24 protein-coding genes are annotated in these 24,627 nt (G+C 72.0%); 11 read left to right on the top strand and 13 right to left on the bottom strand.

Going from position 1 to position 24,627, the window contains the following annotated elements; genetic code table 11:
• The first annotated feature begins 5 nt into the window (after nucleotides 1-5).
• Nucleotides 6-275 carry a hypothetical protein gene (locus ACF1BE_RS01615; protein WP_392196965.1) on the top strand — a complete coding sequence of 90 codons (270 nt, stop codon included), beginning with the start codon at nucleotides 6-8 and terminating at the stop codon, nucleotides 273-275.
• Here ACF1BE_RS01615 and ACF1BE_RS01610 read toward each other — a convergent pair.
• Nucleotides 265-1,065, bottom strand: coding sequence for a site-2 protease family protein (locus ACF1BE_RS01610; RefSeq protein ID WP_392196964.1), 801 nt, complete (start codon nucleotides 1,063-1,065; stop codon nucleotides 265-267). The two genes, ACF1BE_RS01615 and ACF1BE_RS01610, sit on opposite strands and share 11 nt — an antisense overlap.
• A 107-nt stretch (nucleotides 1,066-1,172) precedes the next feature.
• Here ACF1BE_RS01610 and ACF1BE_RS01605 point away from each other — a divergent pair, with 107 nt between their 5' ends.
• Both ACF1BE_RS01605 and ACF1BE_RS01600 read left to right on the top strand, forming a co-directional pair.
• Nucleotides 1,173-1,697: a DUF6578 domain-containing protein gene (locus tag ACF1BE_RS01605; protein ID WP_392196963.1), complete on the top strand. Its 525-nt coding sequence runs from the start codon at nucleotides 1,173-1,175 to the stop codon at nucleotides 1,695-1,697.
• Between the two features lie 22 nt (nucleotides 1,698-1,719).
• Nucleotides 1,720-4,971, top strand: coding sequence for a BTAD domain-containing putative transcriptional regulator (locus ACF1BE_RS01600; RefSeq protein WP_392196962.1), 3,252 nt, complete (start codon nucleotides 1,720-1,722; stop codon nucleotides 4,969-4,971).
• 13 nt (nucleotides 4,972-4,984) lie between these two features.
• On the opposite strand, the gene ACF1BE_RS01595 is transcribed toward ACF1BE_RS01600, so the two are convergent.
• The 6 genes from ACF1BE_RS01595 to panB all read right to left on the bottom strand — a co-directional run bounded on the left by ACF1BE_RS01595 (nucleotide 4,985) and on the right by panB (nucleotide 10,696).
• Nucleotides 4,985-5,806, bottom strand: a complete 822-nt coding sequence (locus ACF1BE_RS01595) for an ABC transporter permease (RefSeq protein WP_392196961.1) — start codon at nucleotides 5,804-5,806, stop codon at nucleotides 4,985-4,987.
• Entirely contained in the window at nucleotides 5,803-6,828 is a 1,026-nt protein-coding gene (locus ACF1BE_RS01590) for an ATP-binding cassette domain-containing protein (RefSeq protein ID WP_392196960.1), read from the bottom strand. Before ACF1BE_RS01590 ends, ACF1BE_RS01595 begins: the two co-directional genes overlap by 4 nt.
• A 98-nt stretch (nucleotides 6,829-6,926) precedes the next feature.
• Nucleotides 6,927-7,631 (bottom strand): zinc ribbon domain-containing protein, encoded by a 705-nt coding sequence (locus ACF1BE_RS01585; protein ID WP_392196959.1) that lies wholly within the window; start codon nucleotides 7,629-7,631, stop codon nucleotides 6,927-6,929.
• A gap of 16 nt (nucleotides 7,632-7,647) precedes the next feature.
• Nucleotides 7,648-8,031, bottom strand: a complete 384-nt coding sequence (locus ACF1BE_RS01580) for a hypothetical protein (RefSeq protein WP_392196958.1) — start codon at nucleotides 8,029-8,031, stop codon at nucleotides 7,648-7,650.
• Nucleotides 8,032-8,068: 37 nt separating this feature from the next.
• Nucleotides 8,069-9,604 carry a zinc ribbon domain-containing protein gene (locus tag ACF1BE_RS01575; RefSeq protein WP_392196957.1) on the bottom strand — a complete coding sequence of 512 codons (1,536 nt, stop codon included), beginning with the start codon at nucleotides 9,602-9,604 and terminating at the stop codon, nucleotides 8,069-8,071.
• 225 nt (nucleotides 9,605-9,829) lie between these two features.
• Entirely contained in the window at nucleotides 9,830-10,696 is an 867-nt protein-coding gene (gene panB, locus ACF1BE_RS01570; protein ID WP_392196956.1) for a 3-methyl-2-oxobutanoate hydroxymethyltransferase, read from the bottom strand.
• 169 nt (nucleotides 10,697-10,865) lie between these two features.
• On the opposite strand from panB, the gene ACF1BE_RS01565 reads away from it, so the two are divergent.
• The 5 genes from ACF1BE_RS01565 to ACF1BE_RS01545 all read left to right on the top strand — a co-directional run bounded on the left by ACF1BE_RS01565 (nucleotide 10,866) and on the right by ACF1BE_RS01545 (nucleotide 16,963).
• The gene (locus ACF1BE_RS01565) at nucleotides 10,866-12,452 is read left to right on the top strand and encodes an MFS transporter (RefSeq protein ID WP_392196955.1); all 1,587 of its coding nucleotides are present in this window, start codon (nucleotides 10,866-10,868) and stop codon (nucleotides 12,450-12,452) included.
• 76 nt (nucleotides 12,453-12,528) lie between these two features.
• A complete protein-coding gene (locus ACF1BE_RS01560; protein WP_392196954.1) occupies nucleotides 12,529-13,164 on the top strand; it encodes a TetR/AcrR family transcriptional regulator in 636 nt (211 codons plus the stop codon).
• A 182-nt stretch (nucleotides 13,165-13,346) separates the two neighbouring features.
• A complete protein-coding gene (locus tag ACF1BE_RS01555; protein WP_392196953.1) occupies nucleotides 13,347-14,384 on the top strand; it encodes an endonuclease/exonuclease/phosphatase family protein in 1,038 nt (345 codons plus the stop codon).
• A gap of 141 nt (nucleotides 14,385-14,525) precedes the next feature.
• Complete coding sequence (locus tag ACF1BE_RS01550; RefSeq protein WP_392196952.1) at nucleotides 14,526-15,740, top strand: MFS transporter; 1,215 nt, start codon at nucleotides 14,526-14,528, stop codon at nucleotides 15,738-15,740.
• Nucleotides 15,741-16,378: 638 nt separating this feature from the next.
• Nucleotides 16,379-16,963 carry a hypothetical protein gene (locus ACF1BE_RS01545; protein WP_392196951.1) on the top strand — a complete coding sequence of 195 codons (585 nt, stop codon included), beginning with the start codon at nucleotides 16,379-16,381 and terminating at the stop codon, nucleotides 16,961-16,963.
• 189 nt (nucleotides 16,964-17,152) lie between these two features.
• On the opposite strand, the gene ACF1BE_RS01540 is transcribed toward ACF1BE_RS01545, so the two are convergent.
• Together ACF1BE_RS01540 and ACF1BE_RS01535 are read right to left on the bottom strand one after the other, a co-directional pair.
• Nucleotides 17,153-17,560, bottom strand: coding sequence for an ATP-binding protein (locus ACF1BE_RS01540; protein WP_392196950.1), 408 nt, complete (start codon nucleotides 17,558-17,560; stop codon nucleotides 17,153-17,155).
• Nucleotides 17,560-17,778, bottom strand: coding sequence for a hypothetical protein (locus ACF1BE_RS01535; RefSeq protein WP_392196949.1), 219 nt, complete (start codon nucleotides 17,776-17,778; stop codon nucleotides 17,560-17,562). Before ACF1BE_RS01535 ends, ACF1BE_RS01540 begins: the two co-directional genes overlap by 1 nt.
• Before the next feature lie 116 nt (nucleotides 17,779-17,894).
• Between ACF1BE_RS01535 and ACF1BE_RS01530 the strand changes: the two genes are divergently transcribed.
• Both ACF1BE_RS01530 and ACF1BE_RS01525 read left to right on the top strand, forming a co-directional pair.
• A complete protein-coding gene (locus ACF1BE_RS01530; protein ID WP_392196948.1) occupies nucleotides 17,895-18,758 on the top strand; it encodes a Scr1 family TA system antitoxin-like transcriptional regulator in 864 nt (287 codons plus the stop codon).
• Nucleotides 18,730-19,011 (top strand): DUF397 domain-containing protein, encoded by a 282-nt coding sequence (locus ACF1BE_RS01525; RefSeq protein ID WP_392196947.1) that lies wholly within the window; start codon nucleotides 18,730-18,732, stop codon nucleotides 19,009-19,011. Before ACF1BE_RS01530 ends, ACF1BE_RS01525 begins: the two co-directional genes overlap by 29 nt.
• 210 nt (nucleotides 19,012-19,221) lie before the next feature.
• Here the strand turns inward: ACF1BE_RS01525 and ACF1BE_RS01520 are convergent, their stop codons facing one another.
• The 3 genes from ACF1BE_RS01520 to ACF1BE_RS01510 form a co-directional block, all read right to left on the bottom strand.
• A complete protein-coding gene (locus tag ACF1BE_RS01520; RefSeq protein ID WP_392196946.1) occupies nucleotides 19,222-21,165 on the bottom strand; it encodes a protease pro-enzyme activation domain-containing protein in 1,944 nt (647 codons plus the stop codon).
• 210 nt (nucleotides 21,166-21,375) lie between these two features.
• A complete protein-coding gene (locus ACF1BE_RS01515) occupies nucleotides 21,376-22,008 on the bottom strand; it encodes a DUF305 domain-containing protein (RefSeq protein WP_392196945.1) in 633 nt (210 codons plus the stop codon).
• Nucleotides 22,005-22,682, bottom strand: coding sequence for a DUF3105 domain-containing protein (locus ACF1BE_RS01510; protein WP_392196944.1), 678 nt, complete (start codon nucleotides 22,680-22,682; stop codon nucleotides 22,005-22,007). Before ACF1BE_RS01510 ends, ACF1BE_RS01515 begins: the two co-directional genes overlap by 4 nt.
• A 136-nt stretch (nucleotides 22,683-22,818) precedes the next feature.
• Between ACF1BE_RS01510 and ACF1BE_RS01505 the strand changes: the two genes are divergently transcribed.
• A complete protein-coding gene (locus ACF1BE_RS01505; RefSeq protein WP_392196943.1) occupies nucleotides 22,819-23,262 on the top strand; it encodes an RrF2 family transcriptional regulator in 444 nt (147 codons plus the stop codon).
• 39 nt (nucleotides 23,263-23,301) lie between these two features.
• Here the strand turns inward: ACF1BE_RS01505 and ACF1BE_RS01500 are convergent, their stop codons facing one another.
• On the bottom strand, nucleotides 23,302-24,486 hold the full coding sequence (locus tag ACF1BE_RS01500) for a globin domain-containing protein (RefSeq protein ID WP_392196942.1): 1,185 nt from the start codon (nucleotides 24,484-24,486) through the stop codon (nucleotides 23,302-23,304).
• Nucleotides 24,487-24,627 lie beyond the last annotated feature (141 nt).

Here is a 24,627-nt window from a genome sequence, read left to right as displayed (position 1 = left end):
GGGCCATGGGGGACACTGGTCGTCGAAGCAGTGTCCCCCGCAAGGAGCCGAGCCCCATGCCCCTCTTGCCCCCGCCCAGCCCGTCCCGGCGACTCGCCCTCTACACCCTGACCGTCTGCCTCCTCGCCGTGGCCGCCGCTGTCGTCTCGTTCGTCCAGGGCAGCTGGCTGGGCGTCGTCTGGGTGCTGCTGGCGGGTGTGACGTCCAACATGACCTGGTACTACGTGAAGCGCGGCCGGCCCGCCGGGGGCGACGGCACGTCCGTCACGAGCTGAGCGAGCAGATCTCCGGGCTGTCCTCCCAGAAGCGGTAGACCGCCTCGCCGCAGTACTGGGAGAAGCCGTCCACGCCCAGGCCGCGCAGCAAGGTGTCGACCACGTCGAAGAACGCGCCGTTGACCGACGGCAGCCACAGCACCGCGAACACGAACAGCAGCCCGAACGGCGCGAACGGCTCCACCTGCCGCTTGACGCCGTACGACAGCCACGGCTCGATCACGCCGTAGCCGTCCAGGCCCGGCACCGGCAGGAAGTTCAGGATCGCCGCCGTCACCTGGAGCAGCGCCAGGAACGCCAGCGCGTTGCGGAACTGCCCGGGCACGCCGTCCAGGGCGTGCAGCCAGAACGGGGCCGTGCAGACGGCCGCGAACAGCACGTTCGTCAGCGGGCCGGCCGCCGAGATCAGGCTGTGCCGCCAGCGGCCCCGGATCCGGTCCCGCTCGATGAACACCGCGCCGCCCGGCAGACCGATCCCGCCCATGATCACGAAAACCACGGGCAGCACGATGCTCAGCAGCGCGTGCGTGTACTTCAGCGGGTTGAGCGTCAGATAGCCCTTCGCGCCGACCGTGATGTCCCCGCTGTGCAGGGCGGTGCGGGCGTGCGCGTACTCGTGCAGGCACAGGGAGACGATCCAGGCCGCGGTCACGAACAGGAACACCGCTATGCCCGGCTGCGCGGCGAACCCGGTCCAGGTGGCCCAGCCGGTCACCGCCGTCACGGCCAGGATCCCGACGAACACGGGACTGACCCTGCGGTCGCCGTGGCGGGTGGTGACGGTGGTCATGGGCGAACTCCTGGAGTGCGGGGACGGTCGGTCAGGCGACCGTACCGGCCACGGCCCCGCGGGGAAAACGTCTCGCGGTGGCCCTCCGGTTCCTTCAAGGTGGTGCAATGGCGCGCACGAGGGTGTTCTACGAGGATTGGCAGATGGAGTGCTGCGGCACGCCGTTCGCGGTCGGGGACGAGGTCGGCTGGCGGCTCGTCGCGGTCGACCCGCACGACCACGGGGGCGACCGCCGCGGCGCCGAATGGTGGGTGGAGAACCACGGCGGCCCCGACCACGAGACCGTCGGCCGTGTCCACGCCATCGAGCTGGTGCACCAGGAGTACGTGGTCCACACCGATCCGCGCCTCCGCGAACAGCTCGACCGCGCCCTGGATCCGGACGCGGAACCCGGCGAAACGGTCCTGCTGCCGTCTCCCCACCGTATGGAACAGGTACCCGGCGCATGGACCCTGGAGCCCGTGGACGCCTGCCCGAGATGGTTCCGCGGCGAGGAACCCGGTGGCGGGCCGGGCCCCCGACGGGTGCGGCGCACCGTGGGCGCCCTCGTCGTACTGGACGTCACGGGGGTCAGGGACGTCGCCCCCGAGGATCCCGGCGCCACGCCGGACGAACCCGGTGACCGCCGCTGATCGCCGCAGGGAGAATGGACCCGTGCGCTATCGGCTGCTCGGCACCACCCAGGCCGTCCGCCCCGACGGTACGGCCGTCCCGGTCGGCGGGGCGCGGCTGCGTGCCCTGCTGAGCGTGCTCGCGCTCCGGGCCGGCCGGACCGTGCCCGTGGCCGCACTGGTGGACGAGGTCTGGGGTGACGACCCGCCCGCCGACGCCGCCGGCGCGCTCCAGGCACTCGTCGGCCGGCTGCGCAGGGCCCTCGGCGCCGACGCCGTCGCCTCCGCCGACGGCGGCTACCGGCTGACCGCCGCGCCCGACGACATCGACCTCACCCGCTTCGACCGGCTGACCGGGGACGGGCTGCGCGCGCTCGCCGACGGCGACCCGGCCAAGGCCGCCGCCGTCCTCGAAGACGCCCTCGCCCTGTGGCGCGGCCCGGCCCTCGCCGACCTGCCCGACCGCACCGCCGAGGCGGCCCGGTGGGACGCCCGCCGCCTCGACGCCCTGCGCGCCCGGCACACCGCCGCCCTCGCTCTCGGCCGGGCCGAGCAGTCGCTGCCCGAACTGACCGCCCTGTGCGACAACCACCCGCTGGACGAGCCGCTCCAGGCGCTGCGGCTGCGCGCCCTGCGCGACACCGGCCGGCCGGCCCGGGCACTCGCCGCCTACGAGGACGTACGACGGCTCCTCGCGGACCGGCTCGGCTCCGATCCCGGTCCTGAACTGCGTGCCCTGTACGCCGAGTTGCTGGACGAGGAGCCCGTGGACGCGCGGCCCGCGACGGGCCCGGGCAACCTGCCCGCCCGGCTCACCTCCTTCGTCGGCCGGGAAGCCGACCTCGCGGCCCTCGGCGCCGACCTCGGCAGGCACCGCCTGGTCACCCTGCTCGGGCCCGGCGGCGCCGGCAAGACCCGGTTGTCCCAGGAGGCCGCCGCGGCGGTACGGCACACCGTCCGGGACGGGGTCTGGCTCGCCGAACTGGCCCCCGTGGACGACCCGGACGCCGTGCCGCAGGCCGTGCTCACCGCGATCGGCGCCCGCGAGACCGTGCTGCACGGCGCCGGCGTGGAGACCATGCGCGCGGTCACCGACCGGCACGGCGACCCCCTCGAACGGCTCGTGGAGCACTGCGCGCGGCGCCGGATGCTGATCGTCCTGGACAACTGCGAGCACGTCGTCGACGCCGCAGCCCGGCTGGCCGAACGGCTGCTGGCCCGCTGCCCGGAGCTGACCGTCCTCGCCACCAGCCGCGAACCTCTCGGTGTGCCGGGGGAGTTGCTGCGTCCGGTGGAGCCGCTGCCCGAGCCGGTCGCGCTGCGGCTGCTCGCCGAGCGCGGCGCGGCGGCCCGCCCCGGGTTCCGCGTCGGGGACGACCCCGAGGCGTGCGCCGAGATCTGCCGCCGGCTGGACGGGCTGCCCCTCGCCATCGAGCTGGCCGCGGCCCGGCTGCGCATGCTGACCCCTCGTCAGATAGCGGACCGGCTGGACGACCGCTTCCGGCTGCTCACCTCCGGCAGCCGCACCGTGCTGCCCCGCCAGCAGACCCTGCGCGCCGTCGTGGACTGGTCCTGGGAGCTGCTGGACGCGGACGAACGGGACGTGCTGGCCCGGCTGTCGGTCTTCGCCGGCGGCTGCGACCTGGCCGCCGCCGAGGCCGTGTGCGGGCCCGTCGCCCTGGACGCCCTCGGCTCCCTGGTCGACAAGTCCCTCGTGGTGGCCGCCCCGTCACCCGGCGGCGGCATGCGCTACCGGCTGCTGGAGACCGTCGCCGAGTACGCCGCCGAACGGCTCGCCGAGACCGGCCGCCGTACCGCGGCCGGCCGCGCCCATCTGACGTACTACCGCGAACTCGCCCGCACCACCGACCCGTTGCTGCGTGGTCCCGGACAGCGCGCCGCCATCGACCGGCTGGAGCTGGAGTACGAGAACCTGCGCACCGCCCTCCGGTTCGCGGTCGCCCTCGGTGACGAGCAGGAGGGGCTGTGCCTGGTGCTGTCCCTGGTCTGGTTCTGGCAGATGCGCGACCAGCGCATCGAGACCCGCACCTGGTGCCAGGAGGTCATGGCGCTCGGCCCCGACCCGTTCGCCGAACCGGTGCGCCCCGCCGGCCCGGTGTGGCGGCGCTGCACCGAGACCCCGCCCCCGTACACCGGCGAGGACCTCGCCGAGGCCCGGCGCGGTGTCCATCTGGCCCACCTGGCCTGTATGGACACCGAAGTCGACACCTGGCAGACGCCCGAGGCGCAGGCGAAGCTGCGCGCGGTCACCCGGGCCTACGAACCCGGCCTGCCGCAGACCTGCCGGGCCCCCGGCATGCTGTGGTTCTTCGCCGAGCTGCTGACCGGCCGCACGGACCGGCTGCACACCATCATCGACGCCTGCGTGCGGACCTGCCGGGACACCCCGGGCTACGAGTGGGAGCTGGCCGGCGCGCTGCAACTGCGCGCCGGCCTCCTCGCCAACCGCACCGCCTGGGCCGGTGACGCCACCCGCGACGCCGACGAGTCCCTGGAGATCTACCGCCGCCTCGGCGACACCTGGGGCACCACCGAGGCCCTGTCGGCCCGCGGTGAGGCTTTGGAACGCAAGGGCGCCTACCAGGAGGCCGCCGCCGACTACCGGGCGGCCATCGAGCACGCCGAACGCCTCGGTGCCCGCGCCCAGATGGCCGTGCTCCGCGCCCGGCTCGGCGGCGTGCTCCTGGAGTCGGGTGACACCGGACGCGGCGAGCGGCTCCTCCGGGAGGTCATCGACAGCCAGGACGGCACCCTGCACGAGGCGATGCCCGCCGCCCGGCTGTACCTCGCCGCCTGGCTCAGCCTGACCGACCGCACCGCCGAGGCGCGCGAACAGCTGCGGCTGCTGCGCGAGGAGCTGCCGGTCGCGCACTTCGTCGTGTTCGACGCCATGATCGTCTGCCAGCACGCCTGGCTGGACGCCCTGGACGGGCGCACCGAGGAGGCCCTCACCCGGGCCCGCAGGGCATTGCGCCTCGCCGCCGACCCGCTGTCCCTGGCCATCGCCCCGCACCTGATCTCCCTGTGCCTGGCCGTCTCCGCGATGGCCCTCACGGGCGAGGGCGCCGAGGGCGGCAGCCGCGCCGCGGACGCCGCCCGCTGTCTGGCCGCCGCCCGGGCGCTGCTGCCGCCCGGCCATGTCAGCTCCCGCGTGGAGCAGCGGGCGTACGACATCACCGAGGCCCGCGTCCGCGAGGTGCTCGGCCCCGGATACCCGGCCGCGTACGCCGAGGGCGGTGGCCTCTCCCTCGTGGAGGCCACCGCCCTGGTGTGAGCGCCGGTGAACGTCAGGCTTTCGTACGGAACTTGTGGATCGCGACCGGCGCCATGACCGCGGTGAGGCCCACCGACCAGATCAGCGTCACCCACAGATGGTGGGCGACCGGGCCGCCCTCCATCAGTCCGCGGGCGGTGTCGGCCAGCGCGGAGAGCGGGTTGTAGTCGGTGAACGACTGGAGCCAGCCCGGCATGGAGGCGGTCGGCGCGAAGATCGACGAGCCGAACTGCAACGGCATCAGTACCAGGAAGCCCATGGCCTGCACGGACTGCGCGCTCTTCATCATCACGCCGAGCGTGAGGAACACCCACATCAGCGCCGAGCCGAACAGCGCGGACAGCGCCACGGAGGCCAGCAGGCCGCTCCAGTGCTTGATGTCGTAGCCCACCAGGACGGCGACCACCATCAGCACGGCCGTCGCGAACAGCATCCGCATCAGCTCCACCGCGATCTTCGCGAAGAGCACGGAGCCGCGGCCGATGGGCAGTGAGCGGAAGCGGTCCATGACCCCGGAGTTGAAGTCCTGGTTGAAGCCGGTGCCCACGCCCTGAGCCATGTTCATGCCCATCATGGCCATGAGGCCGGGCACCACGTACTGGACGTACCGGTCCTGGCCGCCCCCCAGGGACTGTCCGATGGAACCGCCGAAGACGTACACGAACAGCAGCGTGAAGACGACCGGGAACAGGATCGCGTCGAACATCGACTCCGGGTCCTGCCGGATCCACAGCAGGTTGCGGCGGATCAGCGCGCCGGTGTGGCGCAGATGGGCGCGGAGCGAGATGGGTGTGTCGGCCGGGTGCGCGGCCGGCGTGAGCGTGGCGGCGCTCATACGGCGGCCTCCTGACGGTCGTCGGCGGGTACGGCGTCCTGCGGAGCACTGGCACGGTGGCCGGTGAGGGACAGGAACACCTCGTCCAGGCTGGGCAGTTCGGTGGTGATGGCGGAGATGGTGATGCCGCGCGCGGTGACGGCGCCGACCACCGCGGTCAGCTGCTCGTCGCTCAGGACAGGCACCAGCAGGGTGCCGGTCTCGCGGTCCACGGTGGTGGTCGCCAGCCCGGTGATGCCCAGCTCGTCCAGCATGACGGCGAGGGGCCGCAACTGCAGCGGGTCCAGCGGGCGGACCCGCAGGGTGCGTCCGCCGACCCTGGCCTTCAGCTCCTCGATGCCGCCGCCCGCGATGACCCGGCCGCGGTCCACGACGGTCAGCTCGGAGGCGAGCTGCTCGGCCTCCTCCATGTACTGGGTGGTGAGCAGCACGGTGACGCCCTCGCCGACCATCGCCTTGACCTCGTCCCACACCTCGTTGCGGGTGCGGGGGTCCAGGCCGGTCGTCGGCTCGTCCAGGTACAGCACGGCCGGGCGGCCGATCATGGAGGCGGCGAGGTCCAGCCGGCGCCGCATACCGCCGGAGTACGTGCTCGCCGGGCGGCGGGCCGCCTCCGTCAGCGAGAACCGCTCCAGCAGCTCGTCGGCGCGGGAGCGGGCGTCCCGGCGGGACAGGTCCAGCAGCCGGCCGATCAGGTACAGGTTCTCCCAGCCGGGGAGCTTCTCGTCCACCGAGGCGTACTGGCCGGTGAGGCCTATGACCCGGCGCAGCTGCCGGGGCTGGCGGACGACGTCGTAACCGGCCACGGTGGCCTGGCCGGCGTCCGGGGTGATCAGGGTGGACAGGATTCGTACGAGGGTGGTCTTGCCGGCGCCGTTCGGCCCGAGCACACCCATCACGGTGCCCTCGCGCACGTCCAGGTCGACACCGTCCAGCGCTCTGGTCTCGCCGTAGTGCTTGACCAGTCCCCGTACGGTCACGGCGTGGGTCACGCCGGCGGGGTCGTCGTCGATGCGTTTCATGGGGACGACAGTGCCAGGGCCCACCGACAAACGGCCGACAGCGCGCCTACAGCGGTCGCCCGGCGTCTGTCGGGGACCTGTAGGCGCTCCGCGGGCCGCTACGACACCTGCTGGATGCGGCCGTTGACGATCTCCCCGCCCGCCACGGTGTAGGTGCCCCGGAACACGCGCACGCTGCCGTCGTTCTGGCTCGCCCGGAGCTCGACGCTCACCGTGCCGTAGCCGTCGTCGGAGGCGGTGACGTCGACGTGCGCCGTGGTGGCGAAGCCCGCCACCCAGTCCGAGTAGGTGCCCGGGAAGAGGTGGGAACCGCCCATGTCCCAGGCCGCCGAGTAGTTCCCGGCGTTGAGGTGGTCGTAGTACGTCAGCACGACCGTGCGCGCGTCCTGGACGCCGGCCGTGGGCTCGGGCGTCCCGGTGTCCGGGGCGCCGCTGTCGTCGGACGGGTAGCTGTCGGCGGGGTAGGTCTCCGCCGTGTTGTTCCCGTCGTCGTAGGGGGACGAGGTGACGTCCGAGCCGTCGTACGTGGGCCCGGGGGAGAACGGAACGGTGGGCAGGCCGCCCGCCGAGGGGGTGTCGGGGCGGCCGGCGACGGCCACCCCGAGCGCCACGCCGCCGGCCGCCAGAACGGCCACCAGGGCCCAGGGCAGCCAGCCCGGCAGCCGCGTGGCGCCCACCCGCAGATACGTGTCCCGGCCGGCGGGCTCGGCGGGCTCCCCGGCGGCGTACGGCGCCCCGCAGTGTGGACAGTCCGGCCGCGCGGCGTCCTCGACCCGCGCGCCGCAGTGAACGCAGAAGTGCATGGCCCCCGTCCTCCGTCTACAGGCCCCGGACGGCTTCTTCGATCGTCACGGCGAGGGAGGCCAGCGCGGTGAACCCGGGCACGGCCTCCACCAGGGCCTTCGCGACCCGCCGGAGCTTTCCCGTACGGGGTTCCGGCGCGGCCAGCTCCTCGCGCGCGTCCTGCGCGAACTCCGCCAGGTCCTCCCGTTCCGGGTGGTCCGAGCGGTGCAGCGCCTCGATGAACCGGGCCAGCAGCTCGCTGATCTCCTGAGGGGTCGGCGCGGGGCCGTCGGCGCCCTCGGCCGCTGCCCGTTCCGTGACCCGGAAGTCGACGCGCGCGTTGCTGCCGCTCGCGACCACCGTGTTCCTGACCTGAGCGTTCCCCGTCGCGATGACGCCGTCGTTGCTGCGTCCGTCCATGCCGGTCCCCGTTCGTCCGTTCGGTGTGCCGTCGCCGTCAGTCCGTGTTGGGCCGCGGGATCCTGCTGAGGATGGTCGAGATACGGGACCTGTCGCCCGAGGCGACCGAGCTGGACTCGACCTTCGCCCCCGCGGTGGCGATGATGCCGTTATTGATGATGGTCTCCTGGCGCTTGATCAGGTCGCCGGCGTCGATGTCGTGTTCCACGGCGAACTCCACCAGGGCGTCCAGGATCCGCCGTTCGACGGTCTTGAGGACCATGCCGGAGTCGACCTTCTGGAAGTACCGCCGGTGGTCCGTGGCGGAGGCGAGCTGCCGCACGCTGTCCCGCGCCCCGTAGTCGAACATCCCCAGCCGGGTGATCTGCCGGTGCTGCTTCTTCAGCCGGCTGCGCAGCCGGAAGTCCGGGAAGAAGCCCATGACCGCGCGCGGCGGCGAGGCGAGCAGCACGAACGGCGTGCTGGCCAGGGTCTGGAACAGCATCGTGAGGAACTCGCGTGGCGACGGGTACGGCATGAGGCTGTCGATGGTCCGGTAGCGGTCCAGCAGCGGGCACAGCACGGTGGGCAGGGCCTCCACGAACAGGTTGGAGTCCGAGCGCACGAGCCGCAGGAACATCGAGGTGACCAGTTCCCCGCCCCAGCCCGAGGAGTGCGTGACGAGGTAGACGCGCGCGGTCTCCTCCGGGGCCCGCTTCAGCGCGTCCAGCCGGTCGGGGCCGATCTGGGCGGCGGGGCGGCCGAGGGGGTCCGGCAGGAAGCGGGTGTCGCCCAGCAGCGCCGTCCCCTCCACGAAGACCCGTTCCTCGAGTTCCAGGCAGGGCAGCGACAGCTCGCCGACCCGCCGGGCGATGTGGGCGTACAGGTCCGCGACGTCGAACTCCCGTGGCCGCACGCCTTCGCGTCCCGAGGCGGTCACGTCGAAGGTCAGCGACCAGGAGTCGAGTTCCTGGCCGTAGCCGGTGAACGGGGAGAAGTCGCTGTAGACGGTGAGGTTGCCGTGCGCGTACTCGTCGATCTGGCGCAGCCGCCGGGCCGCGGACTCGTTGGGCGGCGGGGGTGCCTGCGCCGGGTCGAACCGGTCCGGCCGCAGCCGCTGGAGGCGCTCGCCGTACTGGGTGGAGAACGCGAAGACCAGCGTCGTCAGCCAGGCGAACAGGAGCATCAGGAAGACGGCCAGGCCGCTGTGGAGCACCAGCAGCCCGACGGCCAGGATCAGGAACTCGGCCGCCAGCAGCAGGTCCCTGGCGTGTCGCCGCGCATTGGCCTCGTAGGCGTACCGCAGGACCACGGGTACGTCGCACCCGGGAGCCGGTGCCACACCCAGATGCGGCTCGGCGGCGATGTCCCGGATCAGCGAGTCGGCGTAACTCCGGTCCAGGAAGACGGCCGCGCACATGTACCGGGTCAGGTCCCGGCCGCCGGTCCAGCGGGGGACGGCGAGGCTGCGGGCCGGGCGCGCCGCCGTCACCGGTCCGGCGACGGCCAGCGTGGCCCCGCACCCGCCGCAGAAGGCCGCCTCCGGCGCGGTGGCGGCGGAGCAGTCGGAACAGGTGGTCTGCGGCTGGGCCATCGTCGCTCCCCCGGATGTGAGACGTCCCACACCGCCAAGTGCACCACTCACACGGGGCCGGGGAGTCCCCGGAGTGTTTTCGAGGCCACTCCGTTACCTGGAGTTCGAGGCAAGTCCCTGAACGCACCGGGAAGTTGAGGCCATGGCTTCACGATGCCGGCCGGAAAAAGGGGCAGCCCGCCGACGGGGGACGATCGGCGGGCTGCCGGGTGGTGCCGCAGTGGCCTAGTGGACGGAGTGCTCGTCCAGCGGGAACGTTCCGCCGACGACGTCCTCCGCGAACGCCTTCGCCGCGGTGCTCATGACCTCACGCAGGTCGGCGTACTTCTTCACGAACTTCGGCACCCGGCCGGACGTCAGACCCAGCATGTCGGTCCACACCAGCACCTGCGCGTCCGTCTCCGGGCCGGCCCCGATGCCCACGGTCGGGATGTGCAGCACGCGGGTCACCTCGGCCGCCAGCTCCGCCGGGACCAGCTCCAGCACGACCGCGAACGCGCCCGCGTCCTGCACCGCCTTCGCGTCCCGCAGCAGCTGCTGCGCCGCCTCCTCGCCCCGCCCCTGCACGCGGTAGCCCATCGCGTTGACGGACTGCGGGGTCAGGCCGATGTGGGCCATGACCGGGATGCCGGACTCCACCAGCAGCCGGATCTGCTCGTGCGAGCGCTCGCCGCCCTCCAGCTTGACTGCGCCGACGCCGGCCTCCTTCACCAGCCGGGTCGCCGAGCGCAGCGCCTGCACCGGACCTTCCTGGTAGGAGCCGAAGGGCAGGTCGCCGACGATCAGGGAGCGGGTCGTGCCGCGTACGACGGCCGCCGAGAGCATGGTCATCTCGTCGAGGGTGACGGGCACGGTGGTCTCGTAGCCGAGGTGACAGTTGCCCGCGGAGTCGCCGACGAGGATCACCGGGATCCCGGCCTCGTCGAACACGGAGGCGGTCATCGCGTCGTAGGCGGTGAGCATGGGCCACTTCTCGCCCCGCTCCTTGGCGAGGGCGATGTCGCGGACGGTGATGCGTCGCGTGCCCTTCCCCCCGTACAGCGCCTTGCTGCCGTCGGAGGGCTTGTTCTGGGCAGCCGAGAGCTGCGTCATGGCAACGGCTCCTTCAGTCATCTCGAGGCACCCTGACGGCGTCCCCGGATCGTCTCCATGGTGGCACCTCGTGCCAGACACGGCCAGAGGGGGTCCCTGTGATTAAGGCCTTGGCAAAAAATTAAGATACGAGACGGTTCCGTATCGAAATGGTCATAGGCTCGGACCCATGACCAGTCCCCTCCCTGCCCCCCGGATACCGGAGGCGGTGCACCGGCGCCGCTGGGCGATCCTGGGCGTGTTGATGCTGAGCCTGCTCATCGTGGTGCTCGACAACTCGATCCTGAACGTCGCCATCAAGACCATCTCCACCCCGGCGCCCATCGGCCTCGGCGCCACCCAGAGCCAGATCGAGTGGGCGATCAACGCCTACACCCTCGTCTTCGCCGGGCTGCTGTTCACCGCCGGCCTCGTCGGCGACCGGATCGGCCGCAAGAAGGTGCTCCTCGGCGGCATCGCCTTGTTCGGCATCGGCTCCGCGCTCGCCGCCGAGTCCGGCTCCCCGGCCCAGCTGATCGCCTACCGCGCGCTGATGGCCGTCGGTGCCGCCTTCGTCATGCCCGCCACCCTCGCCGTACTCATGAACGTCTTCGAGCGCGACGAGCAGCCCAAGGCCATCGGCATGTGGGCCGGCGGCGTCGGCCTCGCCATCGCCATCGGCCCGATCACCGGCGGAGCCCTCCTCGACCACTTCTGGTGGGGCTCGGTCTTCTTCGTCAACGTGCCGATCGTGATCCTCGCGCTCGTCCTGATGGTCTGGCTGGTGCCCGACTCCCGCGACCCCAGCCCCGGCCGCCTCGACCCCATCGGCGTGGTGCTGTCCGTCGTCGGCCTCGTCCTGCTGGTCTACGGCATCATCAAGGGCGGCGAACTGGCCGACTTCACCGACCCGAAGGTCCTGGCGACCATTATCGCCGGCCTCGTCGTACTCGCCGGGTTCGTCATCTTCGAGAAGCGCAGCGACCACCCGTCGCTGGACGTCAGCTACTTCAGGAACAAGGTCTTCTCGGCCGCCATGAGCGCCATCGCGCTGGTCTTCTTCGCGCTGATGGGCGTCACGTTCTTCGGCGTCTTCTACACCCAGAGCGTGCGCGGCTACTCCCCGCTGGAGTCGGGTGTGCTGATGCTGCCGCTCGCCGCCGCCCAGCTGATCTTCGCGCCGCGCGCCCGGCTGGTGGTCGACCGGTTCGGCAACAAGGCCACCACCACCGCCGGTCTGCTGCTGATCGCGGCGACGCTGGCCGCGTTCGCCGGCTTCGAGGCCGACACCCCGATCTGGCTGCTGGAGGTCGTCTTCTTCCTGATGGGCACCGGCATGGCGCACATCATGACCCCCACCTCGGTCGTCATCATGCAGGCCCTGCCGCGCGAGAAGGCCGGCTCCGCCTCCGCGCTCAGCAACACCTTCCGCCAGGTCGGCGGCGCCCTCGGCATCGCCGTCCTCGGTTCGGTGCTCGCCACCTCCTACCGCGACGGGATCGAGGGCAAGCTCGGCTCGCTGCCGCCGGCCCTGCGTGACACCGCGGGCGAGTCCATCGAGGCCACCCTCGGTGTCGCCGCGAAGCTGGGCCCGCAGGGCCGGGCCCTGGTCACCCCCGCCGATGACGCCTTCCTGCACGCCATGCACGTCACCGCCCTGTGCGGTACGGGCGTCGCGCTGGTCGGAGCCGTGGTCGTGGCCCTGTTCCTGCCGGGCAGGCCGCCGGCCGGGCAGCGGAAGGACGAGGAAGCGGAGTTGGTCGGAGCCACGGACTGACGGTCCGGCGCGATTTCCACGGGGGAAGGAGGCCGCTGCGGGACAATTCCCGCAGCCAGTGAGAGGACGGTACGACGTGAGCCTTGCCGACAGCCGGCCACGGCCGGAGGGACCCGCGCGGGGCCGGCCGCGCAGCGAAGCGGTGGAACACGCCATTCTGGAAGGCGTGATGAAGCTCCTGGAGGAGGGCGTCCCCCTCGCCGAGCTGTCCATCGAGCGCGTCGCGCGCACGGCCGGGGTCGGCAAGGCCACCATCTACCGCCGCTGGAGCGGCAAGGAGGAGTTGTTCGTCGACGTCGTACGCGCCGCCGAACCCCCCGACCCCGAACTCCCCGGCACCTCCCTGCGCGACGACCTCGTCGTGCTGCTGGAGTCCCTGCGCCGGCGCGGTCTGGCCAGCCGCTCCTCGGCGATCCTGCACAACGTGTACGCGCAGATGAAGAGCAGCCCGCGGATCTGGGCCGCCTACCACGCCAGCGTCATAGAGCCCCGCCGCGTCCTCGGCCTGGACGTGCTGCGCCGCGGGCGGGAGAACGGCGAACTGCGCGCGGACGTCGACCTGGAACTGGCCAACGACATGTTCGTCGGCCCCATGCTGGTCCGCGCCGTCATGCGCCCGGACGCGGATCTGCCCGAGGGCCTGGCGGCGCAGATCGTCGACACGGTCCTGGCCGGCCTACGGCCCGTCAGCTCCACAGCCCCGTCACGTTGATGTGCGCGTTTCGTCACAGACCCCGCCCGGACGGGGACTAACCGGAACTCTTCGTCCCGCGCCGTTCGTCCTCCTCTTCCGTAAGGCCGTCACCGGACGGCGGGAACGGAGCCGATCATCCCCTAGGGTCGGAAGTGAACGGGGGACGAACGGTGTGCACGGCAGGCAGTGAGGCAGACGGTATGGCGCAGCAGGCGTACATGACGGAGACGGACAACGGCGGCTCGGGGCCCGAGCGACCGGGATCCCGGCTTCGGCGCCTGGCGCACCGCCTGACCGCCGGCTGGAGAGGCGACCCACGTGTCTGGCGCCGTGGCCTCGTGCTCGCCGCGCTGGCCCTGCTCCTCGGCCTGGTCATGCTGCTGCACTCCCACATCCCGAACCGGGTGGGCAACCTGGGCAGTCTCACCGAGACCTTCCTGCCCTGGCTGGGCCTGGCCGTCCCGGTGCTGCTGGCCCTCGGCCTGCTGCGCCGGTCGGCGACCGCGCTGGTCGCCGTGCTCCTCCCGGCGGTCGTGTGGCTGAACCTGTTCGGCGGACTGCTCACCGACAGGTCGGGCGGCGGCGGCGACCTGATGGTGGCCACCCACAACGTCAACGCCGACAACCCCGACCCGACCGCGACCGCCCGCGACGTGGCCGCCTCGGGCGCGGACGTCCTGGCCCTGGAGGAGCTGCCCGCCTCCGCCGTCCCCGTCTACGAGAAGGCGCTCGCGACGACGTACAAGTACCACGCGGTGGTCGGCACGGTCGGCCTGTGGAGCAGGTACCCGATGGCCGGCGTCGACGCCGTCGACATCAAGCTCGGCTGGAAGCGGGCGATGCGCGCCACGGTCGCCACCCCGCGCGGCCCGGTCGCGGTCTACGTCGCGCACCTGCCCTCGGTGCGGGTGAAGATGAAGGCCGGGTTCACCGCCCGGCAGCGCGACAAGAGCGCCGACGCGCTCGGCGAGGCCATAGCCGACGAGACGCTGAAGCGCGTGGTGCTGCTCGGCGACCTGAACGGCACGATGAACGACCGTTCGCTCAACGCCGTCACCTCGCAGCTCCGCTCCACGCAGGGCGCGGCCGGCAGCGGCTTCGGGTTCAGCTGGCCGGCGTCGTTCCCGATGGCGCGGATCGACCAGATCATGGTCAAGGGCGTGCAGCCGCAGAGTTCCTGGACGCTGCCCCGCACGAACAGCGACCATCTGCCGGTGGCGGCCCGCGTGAAGGTGTGAGCCGTCCCACGGCTCCCACGGTGACGGCACCCACATCGGCGACGGGGACGTCACCCGCTGGAATAGCGGGCCCGAGAGGATTTGTTCCGTACAGGAACATAGTGCGAATCTGTACGGCGTCACCTCTCTGAAAGGTCCTTCATGCCCCTGGCCCTGCTCGCCCTCGCCGTGGGCGCCTTCGGCATCGGTACGACCGAGTTCGTGATGATGGGCCTGCTGCCCGACGTCGCGGACGACCTGCACATCTCGATCCCCAGCGCCGGGCACCTGGTCTCGGCGTACGCGCTCGGCGTCGTCATCGGCGCCCCGCTGCTGGCCGCCGTGACGGCCCGGATGCCCCGGCGCACGGTCCTGATCGCCCTGATGGCCCTGTTCGTCGCGGGCAACGCGCTCTCCGCGTTCGCCCCCGGCAACGGCTCCCTGCTCGCCGCCCGCTTCCTCAGCGGACTGCCCCACGGCGCCTTCTTCGGCGTCGGCGCGGTCGTCGCCACGGCGATGGTCCCGCCGGAGCGCAAGGCCCGCTCGGTGTCCCTGATGTTCCTCGGTCTGACCGTCGCCAACATCGCGGGCGTCCCCGCCGCCACCCTCATGGGCCAGCACCTCGGCTGGCGGGCCACGTTCCTCGGCGTCAGCGCGATCGGCCTGGCCGCGATAGCCTCGCTCGCCCTGCTGATCCCGCACGACCGCACCGAGGCCTCCGGCAGCGGCCTGCGCGGCGAACTCGCGGCACTGAAGTCCCTGCCGGTCTGGCTGGCCCTCGGCACCACGGTGGCCGGCTTCGGCGCGCTCTTCGCCGCCTACAGCTACGTCACCCCGATGCTCACGGACACCGCCGGCTTCGCCGAGACGAACGTGACCCTGCTCCTCGCCCTCTTCGGCGTCGGCGCCACCGCCGGCAACCTCCTCGGCGGCCGGCTCGCCGACCACTCCCTGCGCGGCACCCTCTTCGCCGGCCTGGCCTCCCTGGCCGTGGTGCTGGGGCTGTTCCCGCTGCTGATGCGCGCGGAGTGGAGCGCGGCCCTCGCCGTGACCCTGCTCGGCGCGGCGGCGTTCGTCACCGGCTCCCCGCTCCAGCTGATGGTCATGGAGAAGGCCTCCGCGGCCCCCTCCCTCGCCTCCTCGGCCAACCAGGCCGCCTTCAACCTGGCCAACGCCGGCGGCGCCTGGATCGGCGGCCTGGCCCTCGCGGCCGGCTTCGGCGCGACGTCCCCGGCGCTGACCGGCGCGGCCCTGGCCGTACTGGGCCTGGGCGTCGCGGGCGCCGCCCAGGTGGTGGACCGGCGCCGGGCGACTCCGTCGGCGGGGCGCGTGGTCACCTCCCATGTTCCGGAGGAAGCGGGGGCGTTGCACCACTGACCCAGGGGATGACCGGCGACACCCTGGACCGGGCCCCGGACTCCGCACCGGGGTTCGCGCGGGCTCACCCTCCACGGGAGGCACGGTGCGACGGACGACCGTCCCGGCCGGGACCCGCCGGGTGCGCGGTGGGGCTGGTTCCTGGCCCGGCCGGCGGTCGGCGGTTGCTTCGCCCTGGGACCGGCCGCCCTGCCGTCGGCCGGCGTGACCCTGACCGTCCTGGCCGCGGCGGCCGCCGTGTTCCTGCTCCGCAGGGGACCCCGGACCGCCGTCGCCGGGAGCCCCACCGCTCTGGCCCGCCGCTCTTCTGCCTCGCCTGGTCCGACCGGAGCGGTCCCGGCACCGTGTGCGCCACCACTGTGTGCGGGGCGGGACGACGCGGAGACCAGGTTCCTCATGGCCCTGGCCGGCGGCTGATTCGCCCGGTGGCCCTGACCGGATCCGCTCAGTCGTTGCCGTGCCTGTCAGCTGCTGCAGCCCCGTTGTGTGTCCAGTCCGCGTGGAACATCGTGGTCAGCCACGTCAGACCGAAGTCGGCGTCGTCGAACCGCTTCGGCCCTTGGAGGTCGTCTCGATCGGTGCAGCTGAGCGCCGAAATCGGGGTGTCAAGGGACCGGACCGTGCCGCATGATCGCGTCATGCCGAACCCTGCTTCGTTCCGTGACCAGACCAACTGGTCCGACGGCTACTACGAACTGGCGATCGAGGTGGGGTCGACGGACGACGCTGAGATACAGGCAGTCCTGAGCGCTCTGTGGTCCGCAGCAGGTGTGCAGGGATCATTCGCGTTCAACGACCGTGAGCCCCATGAACAGGAGCCCGTGCCATGCACGGTTGCCTCCCTGGCCGAGTTCGGCCACCTTCACGGTCAGGTCCGCTTGCCGACCGGCCAGCTGGCCGTGTGCGGTTGCGTGGCGATCCGCGGAGGTGACGACAGCAGCGACTGGCTGGACTTTTACGTCCCCCTCGGAGCGCTGGACAAGGCGGGTATCGCCTACTGGGACGGCCGGCCGTTCTTCAGGTCCCCCGTCATGGACGACTGGCTCGCGGTCATTGGCACCGAGACCTTCGAGCAGGCGGTGTTCAGCCTCGGCGTGATCGGCTGGGAAGTCTCTGGATGCACCGATGCGGCAACGTTGGCAGGCAAGTTGCCGGAGGAGCGCGCGATCGGCTACCTGCTTCCGCGAGAGGGTGTCCTGCACCATGGGGCGGCCAACACCTGAGTCCGGCCGTTCCGAGTGCCAGGACATTGCGCGCTCGACCACCCAGCCGTGCCGGCCCAAGCCCGCGGACCAGCGGAACCAGGCGCCGGCTGTCGTGGAGGCCGGCGCCGGAGATGCCCACCGAGATCGGGAACCCGTTGTGCATCTTGGTCGGCCGATGCTGCGCGGAGCAGCGGATGTCCAGGACTCTCACGGGAGCTTCAGGAGCGTGGGTTCCTGGCTGGGCTCAGCGGCCGGCTGCTCCGGTCCGGGAACCTCGCACCAGACCGTCTTGCGGTCCGCGTCCAGCTCCACTCCCCATCGCCGGGAGAGTCGGGCGACCAGGCTCAGGCCGCGACCGGATTCGGCCGTGCCGGTGGCGGACAGCACCGTGGGCAGCGTGCCGGGGGCCGGATCGGTGACCTCGACGCGGGTGTGACCGTGGGCCGTACCGCTGACCCGTACGGTCACCGGCGTGCCCTCGCCCAGGTGGTCGATGACGTTCGTCAGCAGTTCCGTGGCACAGAGCCGGACGTCGAAGCCGTGCTCACGCAGGTGGCGGCGCAGCTCCGGCGCGGCCTTCGGCGTGGCGAGCAGACGCAGTTCCAGAGGCGTCATCACCCGGCCGTCTTCCGTAGCGCGGCGGCGAGGGCGCGGGCCGTGACCGTGTTGCAACTGCCGAGCGTGACGAGGCCCGCGGGCGGCGAGTACGTCCCCGCGAAGCACGGCAGGTCGACGCGGAGGGAGGGCAGCGTGATGCCGTGCAGGGCGAGGGCGGCGCGGAGTTCCTCGACGCAGAGGGTGACGTCGTAGGCGGTGGGGGAGCGGTCGGGCATGGGGGTGTTGTGACCTTCTGTGCAGGGTGTGACGAACACCTCACAGAGTGTCGAACGTCTCGCTACCGTGAAAGGGGTTTCGCGTTCGCGACCAGGGCAGCGGAGGAGAGTGAGTGGTGGCTCGCGGCAAGGACATCGACGGCTCGGTCAGCGTCCCGACCTTCTACGGCAAGGAGTTGCGGTGGAAGCGGGAGGCGGCGGGGATGTCGTTGGAGACGTTCCTCGAAGGCAGCTTCTACGGCAAGACGTACCTCAGCGACATCGAGCACGGGGAGCGCCGGATGCCGCTGGATCTGGCCCGGCACGCGGACCGGGTACTGGGGACCGACGGGTTCTTCGAGCGGCATTGCGAGGATGTGCGGAAGGCGCGGAGGGGACCGCACGCCGCGTACTTCGAGAAGGTTCTGGAGGCGGAGAACTACGCGGAGACCATCGAGGAGTGGTGCCCCATCACGCTCCCCGGACTGCTCCAGACCGCCCCGTACGCCCGGACGCTGGTCCGGTCGGCTCACCCCGCAGCCTCCGACGAGTGGGTCGAGGAGAAGGTGACGGCCCGGCTCGCCCGCGCCCGCCTCTTCGAGGAGGATCACTCCACACCGGAGTACTGGGCGGTCCTGCGTGAGTCGCTGATCACGGACCCTCTCCTCCCGCCGCTGGAGATGGCCGAGCAGCTGGACCGGATCGTTGAGCTGGCCGAGAGGCGCCGGATCACTCCGCAGATCGTGCCGCGGACGTGCGGGGCGTATCCCCTGATGGCAGCCTCCATCATGGTGATGACCTTCCCGGACGCGCCGCCGTTGATCTACACCGAAGCGTCCTACAGCGGTGACACCATCGACGATCCGGCCCTCGTGAAGCAGTACCGCAAGGCATACGATCGGCTCAGGGCCGTCGCACTGTCACCAGACACGTCCCTGGCCATGATCAAGGCAGCGGCAGAGGATTACCGAAATGGCGAGCAACGGGATCGACTTGAGTGACGCGCTCTGGTGCAAGAGCAGTCACAGCAACGGCGACGGCGGGGACTGCGTCGAAGTGGCCGGCGATTTCCCCGGTGCCGCCCTCTGGCGCAAGTCGAGCTACAGCAACGGTGACGGCGGCAACTGCCTCGAAGTCGCCGACAACCTCCCCGGTCTCGTGCCCGTCCGGGACTCCAAGTTTCCCGACGGCCCCGCCCTCCTCCTCCCCGCCACCGCCTGGGCACCCTTCATCGCCTCCCTCAAGTCGGCGTAGCGGGCAACGCGAAGGGGCGTGGGGGGGGGGCCGGCCCCCCCCCCCCCCCCCCCCCCCCCCCCCCCCCCCGCCCCCCCCCCCCCCCCCCCCCAATCCCGTACCCCGGGCGGCGCCCCCCCCCCCCCCCCCCCCTGGGGGGGGGGGGGCCCCCGGGGGGGGGGGGGGGGGGCGCCCCCCCCCCCCCGCCCCCCTGCTCAGCTCAGCGGAGCGTCAGTGCTTGCCGTACGACTTCACGTAGCCGTTCGCCGGTGAGCCGACGCCCGTCACGTCGTCGTAGCCCTTGACCGCGGACAGCGAGCTGTCCTTGCCGAGGCTGCGGACCGAGTACAGCAGGCCGCCGGACTTGTCGAGGCCGTTGGCGAAGTCCACGCGGACGACGGCCAGGCCGGAGCCGGTCGGGTTGTCCGTGACGTCGTGGAAGACGCCCTTCTTGCCGTACTTGGCGTAGATCGTCGGGTTGGCGAAGCCGATCGCCTTGCCGCCACGCGCCTCCTGGGCCAGGGCCTGGACCGCCGCGATGACGGGAGCGGCGAGCGAGGTGCCGCCGATGCGGTACTCGCTGTACTGCTCGGTGCCGTCGGGGAAGGACTGGGTCTGGCCGACCAGGAAGCCGGTGTTCGGGTCGGCGATGGCCGCGATGTCCGGGACGACGCGGTTGCCGGTGGCGTTGTTGGCCTTGGCGAGCGCGTCGGGGACGACGCCCTTCTGGTAGTACGGCTCGGCCACCGTCCTGCTGGTGCCGCCGCCCGCGCCCGAGGTGAACGCACCGGGGAAGTTGGTCCAGCTCTTGCCGTCGTCCGACAGCGTGGCCTTCTGGGTGCCCCAGCCGGTCTCCCACTGGTACGTGTCGCCCTTGCCGACGGCCAGCGAGGTGCCGCCGACCGCCGTCACCCACGCCGAGTTGGCGGGGGTGTCGACCTGCTTGGCGCCGCTGGCGGCGACCTGGTCGCCGTCGTCGCCCGAGGAGAAGTAGAAGCCGATGCCCTGCACCGCGCCCAGCTGGAAGACCTGGTCGTAGGCGGCGGCGAGGTCCGGCGTCTGGTTGGCCTCGATGTCGCCCCAGGAGTTGGAGACGATGTCGGCCAGGTGGTTGTCGACGATCTTGTTCAGCGAGTCGAGCAGGTCCTCGTCGTAGCAGGACGCGGCGCCCACGTACGTGACGTCGGCGGCCGGCGCGACCGCGTGGACGGCCTCGACGTCGAGGGTCTCCTCGCCGTACCAGCCGGCCGCGCCGCACTCCTCGGTCCTGGTGTAGTTCTTCGGCAGCGACTGGTGCAGCTGGCCGGTCTTCCAGGCCGCGTCACCGTGCTTCTTCGCGTAACTGCCCGCGTCGAAGGCGATGGTCGGCGAGGCGTACGCGTCCGTGATGGCGATGCGGACGTGCTTGCCGGTGTACGTGCCGGCGCCGTACGCGGCACGCAGCTGCTTGCCGGTGTAACCCTTGACCGCGTACGGGATCTTGTGGCCGTAGGCGTCCGGCAGCGTGCTCGCGGTCTTCGAGCCGTAGTACGAGGAGAACGGCCCGGAGTTCCTGAACACGGCGTCCGGCGGCGGCAGCTGGTCGTCGTGGGTCGCCTTGTGCGGGGCGTTGTCCAGGCCGGTGACGGTCAGGACGGCGCCCTTCAGGCCGGCCGGCACCGACGCGCTCCCCGCGGGGGCGCGGTAGGTCTTCGACCCCTTGGCGAAGTTGTGCAGCTGGGTGCCGAACGCCTTCTCGGCGGCGGCCACGTCACCGGAGACGGCGACGTAGTGCGGGGTGACCCCGGTGACGGTCAGGCCGGCCGACTTCAGCCAGGACGTGACCGCGGCCACCTGGGCCTTGGTGGCCCCGAAGCGGGCCTGTGCCTTCTTGGCGCCGAGGTACTTGCCGTACAGCGGCGAGCCGGGGTCGGACACCGCCTCGGCGTAGGCCGCGAGGCCCGCCGCGTCCCGGCCGGCCAGGTAGACCCGGGCCTTGACCTGGGCGCTGTCGGAGGTCGCGCCCTTGTCCGCCTTGGCCGTGGCCCACGCGGGCTTGGTGCCCTTGAGCGTGTCGCGGGCCGGGGAGCCCGCGGCGTGCGCCGCGGGTATGCCGAGCGCCAGCGCACCGGCGATCATGGGCAGTGTCGCTGCCATGCTCACACCGGCGCGCACGGTGGCACGGTTGGATCTCATAAAACCCCCTGCGATGCGTTTCGCATGCATGTAGTGGTCGGTACGTCGCGGTTCCGCGCGCCGGCCCGCGGCGGTGTCGGCCGGCGAGGGGATCACACGATGGGGGTCACTCTTGCGATGAACCGTTCATGTCAGGGGAACGTAAAAGTCAAGAGAAGCCCAAGGAGCCGTCACGCGCGGCGTTTTGGGTCTTTCGTCCTGACGGTGCTGTTACGAACGGGCTTGCGCGCCCCGCTCCTCGAGCATGTCGGCCATCAGCCGGATCTCCGAGCGCTGGGCCTCCACCATGCCCCGCGCGAGCCGCTTCTCCACGCCGACGGTGCACTTGGCGACACACCCCTCTGCCATGTGGACACCGCCCTTGTGATGGTCCGTCATCAGCTGGAGGTAGAAGACCTCGGCCTGCTTCCCGCTCAGCGTCCCGAGCTTCTTCAGATCGGTGTTGGTCGCCATGCCCGGCATCAGCGCGCCGTCCTTGCCGGCGGGCATGTCCCCCATGCCCATCCAGGTCATCGGAGGCTGGGCCGACACCTTCGGCAGCTCCCACAGGTCCAGCCAGCCCAGCAGCATGCCGCGCTGGTTGGCCTGGGTCTGGGCGATGTCGTACGCGAGGCGCCGGACCTCCGCGTTCTTCGTGCGGTCCCGCACGATGTACGACATCTCGACGGCCTGCTGGTGGTGGACGGCCATGTCCCGGGCGAAACCGGCGTCGGCCGACTCCGCGCCCGGCGTACTCGTACCCGCCCCGCCCGTGTCCTCGGCGACCGCGTACGTGATCGCGCCGGCCGCGACGAGCACCGCCGCCGCGGCCCCCGCGGTCCAGCCGACGTGCCGACGCCTCACTTCATGGCTCCGCCGGTGCACGAGGCGCCCGGCTCGGGCGTCTGCCGGCCCTGCACATAGGTGGCGAAGAACTTGTCCACCTCCGGGTCGCTCGCGCTCTTCACCGCCACCTGGTGACCCCACGCCGACAGCACCAGCGGGGCGCCCTGGTTCTCGTACGGGCTCATCAGCGAGTACGGCGTCTTCCTCACCTTCGCCGCCAGCGCGTCGACGTCCGCCTTCGGCGCCTTGCCCGTGTACGTCACCCAGACCGCGCCGTGCTCCAGCGCGTGCACGGCGTTCTCGTCCTGCACGGGCTTGGTATAGACATCGCCGTTGCAGTTCAGCCAGACCGGGTTGTGGTTGCCGCCGACCGGCGGGTGCATCGGGTACGACACCTTGGTCGTCACGTGCGTCCGGGACAGCTTGCCCGACCAGGTCCGCACCCCGTCCTTGCCGGTGGTGAAGTGCCCGGAGTCCCCGGAACCCTTGGCGTCACCGCTCGCGGCCGGATCCTTGTCCCCGGACTGCTTGTTCACGAGGACCACACCGCCGACGGCGAGACCGGCGACGACCACCACACTCGCGGCGATGGTGAGCACCCGGTTCCGGCGCTCGCGGACACGGTCCGCGCGCCGCATCTCCTCGATGCGCGCCTTGCGCGCCGCGGTGCTGCTGTTCTTGCCGGAACCCATGAGGCGTGTCCTTCTGCGGAAGGGGACGTGGACGGTGGGGCCCGCTGATCGTAATGCGCGGGGGCCGCCCTTCCGTAGAGAGGGCGCGGGAACCGGCTGATTTGGAGCAAGGATGCGCGTTACCTACCCTCGCGGTATGCGGCTGCTGCGCTCCACCGACCTGGCTCTGCGTGTCCTGATGCGACTCGCCGTCGCCGCGGGCGCCACACCCACCACCCGCCAGGTCGCCGCGGACATGCACGTGCCCTACACGCACGCCGCGAAGGTCGTCGCCGAACTCCAGCACCTCGGCCTCGTCGACGCCCGCCGAGGCCGGGGCGGCGGCCTGGCCCTGACCGAACGGGGGCGGACGGCGTCGGTCGGCGCGGTGGTGCGCGCCTTCGAGGGCGACGGCGACGTGGCCGACTGCGAGGGCACGACCCCCTGCCCCCTGCGCCACGGCTGCCGCCTGCGCGGTGCCCTGCGCCGCGCCCAGGAGGCATTCTTCGCCACGCTGGACTCCGTCACGATCACCGAGATCGTCACCGAGCCGACGGGTCCGCTGCTGCTGGGCCTCTCCCGGGGGCCGGGACCGGCCTGAGTGCTCCGCGGCCGGCCCCGGCGCCGGCGGCGCCGCCGCTCAGCCCTGGGCCAGCCACAGGTCGGGGCCGAACACCTCGTAGTGCACGTCCGCCGGAGCCACACCCCGCCCGATCAGCTGGGCGCGGACCGCGCGCAGGAAGGGCAGCGGGCCGCACAGGTACGCGCGCGTGCCGGGCGGTACGGCGACCCCGGCCAGGTCGACGAGGCCGGTCCGGGCGCCCGGACCGGCGTCCCGCTCGTAGAAGAGGTGCACGGCCGCCGCCGGCAGCTTGGCGGCGTACGACGTCTGGTCGGCGCGCAGGGCGTGGTCGGCGGGGGAGCGGTCGCCGTGCACGACGGTGACCGGGCCGCGGTGGCCCGAGGCGGCGAGGTCGGCCAGCATCGCGACCATCGGGGTCACGCCGATGCCCGCCGAGGCGAGCAGCAGCGGCGTGTCCGGTCCGCCGCCCAGGACGAGGTCGCCGTACGGCTCGGACAGCTCCAGCACGTCACCGGGGCGCACGCGCGCGTGGAGGTGGTTCGAGACCTCGCCGTCGGGCGTCGTACCGCCGTGCACCCGCTTGACGCTGATCTGCCGCACCGTCCCGCCCGGCGCCCCGGACAGGCTGTACTGCCGTATCTGCCGGGCCCCGTCGTCCAGGGTGACGCGGACGGAGACGTACTGCCCGGCGCGGAAGCCGGCCACCGGGCCCCCGTCGGCCGGCCGCAGCCGGAGGGTGACGACGTCCGCGGTCTCCGCCACCCGCTCCACGACCTCGAACTCCCGGAAGCCCCGGTGGGCACTCTCCTCGTACAGCCGCTTCTCGACGGCGACGAGCGCGTGCGCCATCAGCCAGTACACCTCGTCCCAGGCGGCGGCCACCGCCGGCGTGACGGCGTCGCCGAGCACCTCGGCGATGGCGGCGAAGAGGTGCTCGTGGACGACCTCGTACTGCTCGGCGCTCACCCCGAGGGAGGCGTGCTTGTGCGCGATCCGGGCGAGCATCGCGTCGGGCCGCTGGTCCGGGTGGTCCAGCAGGTGGGTGGCGAAGGCGGCGATCGAACCGGCGAGGGCCTGCTGCTGCGCACCGGAGGCCTGGTTGCCGCGGTTGAACAGGTCCCGCAGCAATTCGGGGTGGGCGGCGAACAGGCGGCCGTAGAAGCGCTCGGTGATCTCGCCGATGGCCGCGCCGACGGCGGGGAGGGTGGCGCGGACGGTGGCTGCGGACTGCTCGGTCAGCATCGAAACTCCTCGGAGGACTCGGCTGACCGGCACGCTATGGAAATTGGCATTGGCGGTGCAAATTAAACGGACGTGGTGTCGCTCACCACCGCAACGGACCGGCCATCACGGAGCGGAACGGCCATTACGGATGACGGCCCG

It is taken from the genome of Streptomyces sp. NPDC014991, from assembly GCF_043080665.1.
GTDB lineage: Bacteria > Actinomycetota > Actinomycetes > Streptomycetales > Streptomycetaceae > Streptomyces.
The sequence above is the reverse complement of the archived record's forward strand: the minus strand, read 5'-3'. Positions and strand labels throughout refer to the sequence as shown.

What these genes read in the sequence shown, in the direction of transcription:
- ACF1BE_RS01580 (WP_392196958.1), bottom strand. Translation starts at nt 8,031, where the DNA reads ATGGACGGACGCAGCAACGACGGCGTCATCGCGACGGGGAACGCTCAG.
- panB (WP_392196956.1), bottom strand. Translation starts at nt 10,696, where the DNA reads ATGACGCAGCTCTCGGCTGCCCAGAACAAGCCCTCCGACGGCAGCAAG.
- ACF1BE_RS01565 (WP_392196955.1), top strand. Translation starts at nt 10,866, where the DNA reads ATGACCAGTCCCCTCCCTGCCCCCCGGATACCGGAGGCGGTGCACCGG.
- ACF1BE_RS01520 (WP_392196946.1), bottom strand. Translation starts at nt 21,165, where the DNA reads ATGAGATCCAACCGTGCCACCGTGCGCGCCGGTGTGAGCATGGCAGCG.
- ACF1BE_RS01500 (WP_392196942.1), bottom strand. Translation starts at nt 24,486, where the DNA reads ATGCTGACCGAGCAGTCCGCAGCCACCGTCCGCGCCACCCTCCCCGCC.
- ACF1BE_RS01610 (WP_392196964.1), bottom strand. Translation starts at nt 1,065, where the DNA reads ATGACCACCGTCACCACCCGCCACGGCGACCGCAGGGTCAGTCCCGTG.
- ACF1BE_RS01575 (WP_392196957.1), bottom strand. Translation starts at nt 9,604, where the DNA reads ATGGCCCAGCCGCAGACCACCTGTTCCGACTGCTCCGCCGCCACCGCG.
- ACF1BE_RS01605 (WP_392196963.1), top strand. Translation starts at nt 1,173, where the DNA reads ATGGCGCGCACGAGGGTGTTCTACGAGGATTGGCAGATGGAGTGCTGC.
- ACF1BE_RS01595 (WP_392196961.1), bottom strand. Translation starts at nt 5,806, where the DNA reads ATGAGCGCCGCCACGCTCACGCCGGCCGCGCACCCGGCCGACACACCC.
- ACF1BE_RS01540 (WP_392196950.1), bottom strand. Translation starts at nt 17,560, where the DNA reads ATGACGCCTCTGGAACTGCGTCTGCTCGCCACGCCGAAGGCCGCGCCG.
- ACF1BE_RS01525 (WP_392196947.1), top strand. Translation starts at nt 18,730, where the DNA reads ATGGCGAGCAACGGGATCGACTTGAGTGACGCGCTCTGGTGCAAGAGC.
- ACF1BE_RS01535 (WP_392196949.1), bottom strand. Translation starts at nt 17,778, where the DNA reads ATGCCCGACCGCTCCCCCACCGCCTACGACGTCACCCTCTGCGTCGAG.
- ACF1BE_RS01615 (WP_392196965.1), top strand. Translation starts at nt 6, where the DNA reads ATGGGGGACACTGGTCGTCGAAGCAGTGTCCCCCGCAAGGAGCCGAGC.
- ACF1BE_RS01590 (WP_392196960.1), bottom strand. Translation starts at nt 6,828, where the DNA reads ATGAAACGCATCGACGACGACCCCGCCGGCGTGACCCACGCCGTGACC.
- ACF1BE_RS01545 (WP_392196951.1), top strand. Translation starts at nt 16,379, where the DNA reads ATGCCGAACCCTGCTTCGTTCCGTGACCAGACCAACTGGTCCGACGGC.
- ACF1BE_RS01510 (WP_392196944.1), bottom strand. Translation starts at nt 22,682, where the DNA reads ATGGGTTCCGGCAAGAACAGCAGCACCGCGGCGCGCAAGGCGCGCATC.
- ACF1BE_RS01550 (WP_392196952.1), top strand. Translation starts at nt 14,526, where the DNA reads ATGCCCCTGGCCCTGCTCGCCCTCGCCGTGGGCGCCTTCGGCATCGGT.
- ACF1BE_RS01585 (WP_392196959.1), bottom strand. Translation starts at nt 7,631, where the DNA reads ATGCACTTCTGCGTTCACTGCGGCGCGCGGGTCGAGGACGCCGCGCGG.
- ACF1BE_RS01555 (WP_392196953.1), top strand. Translation starts at nt 13,347, where the DNA reads ATGGCGCAGCAGGCGTACATGACGGAGACGGACAACGGCGGCTCGGGG.
- ACF1BE_RS01505 (WP_392196943.1), top strand. Translation starts at nt 22,819, where the DNA reads ATGCGGCTGCTGCGCTCCACCGACCTGGCTCTGCGTGTCCTGATGCGA.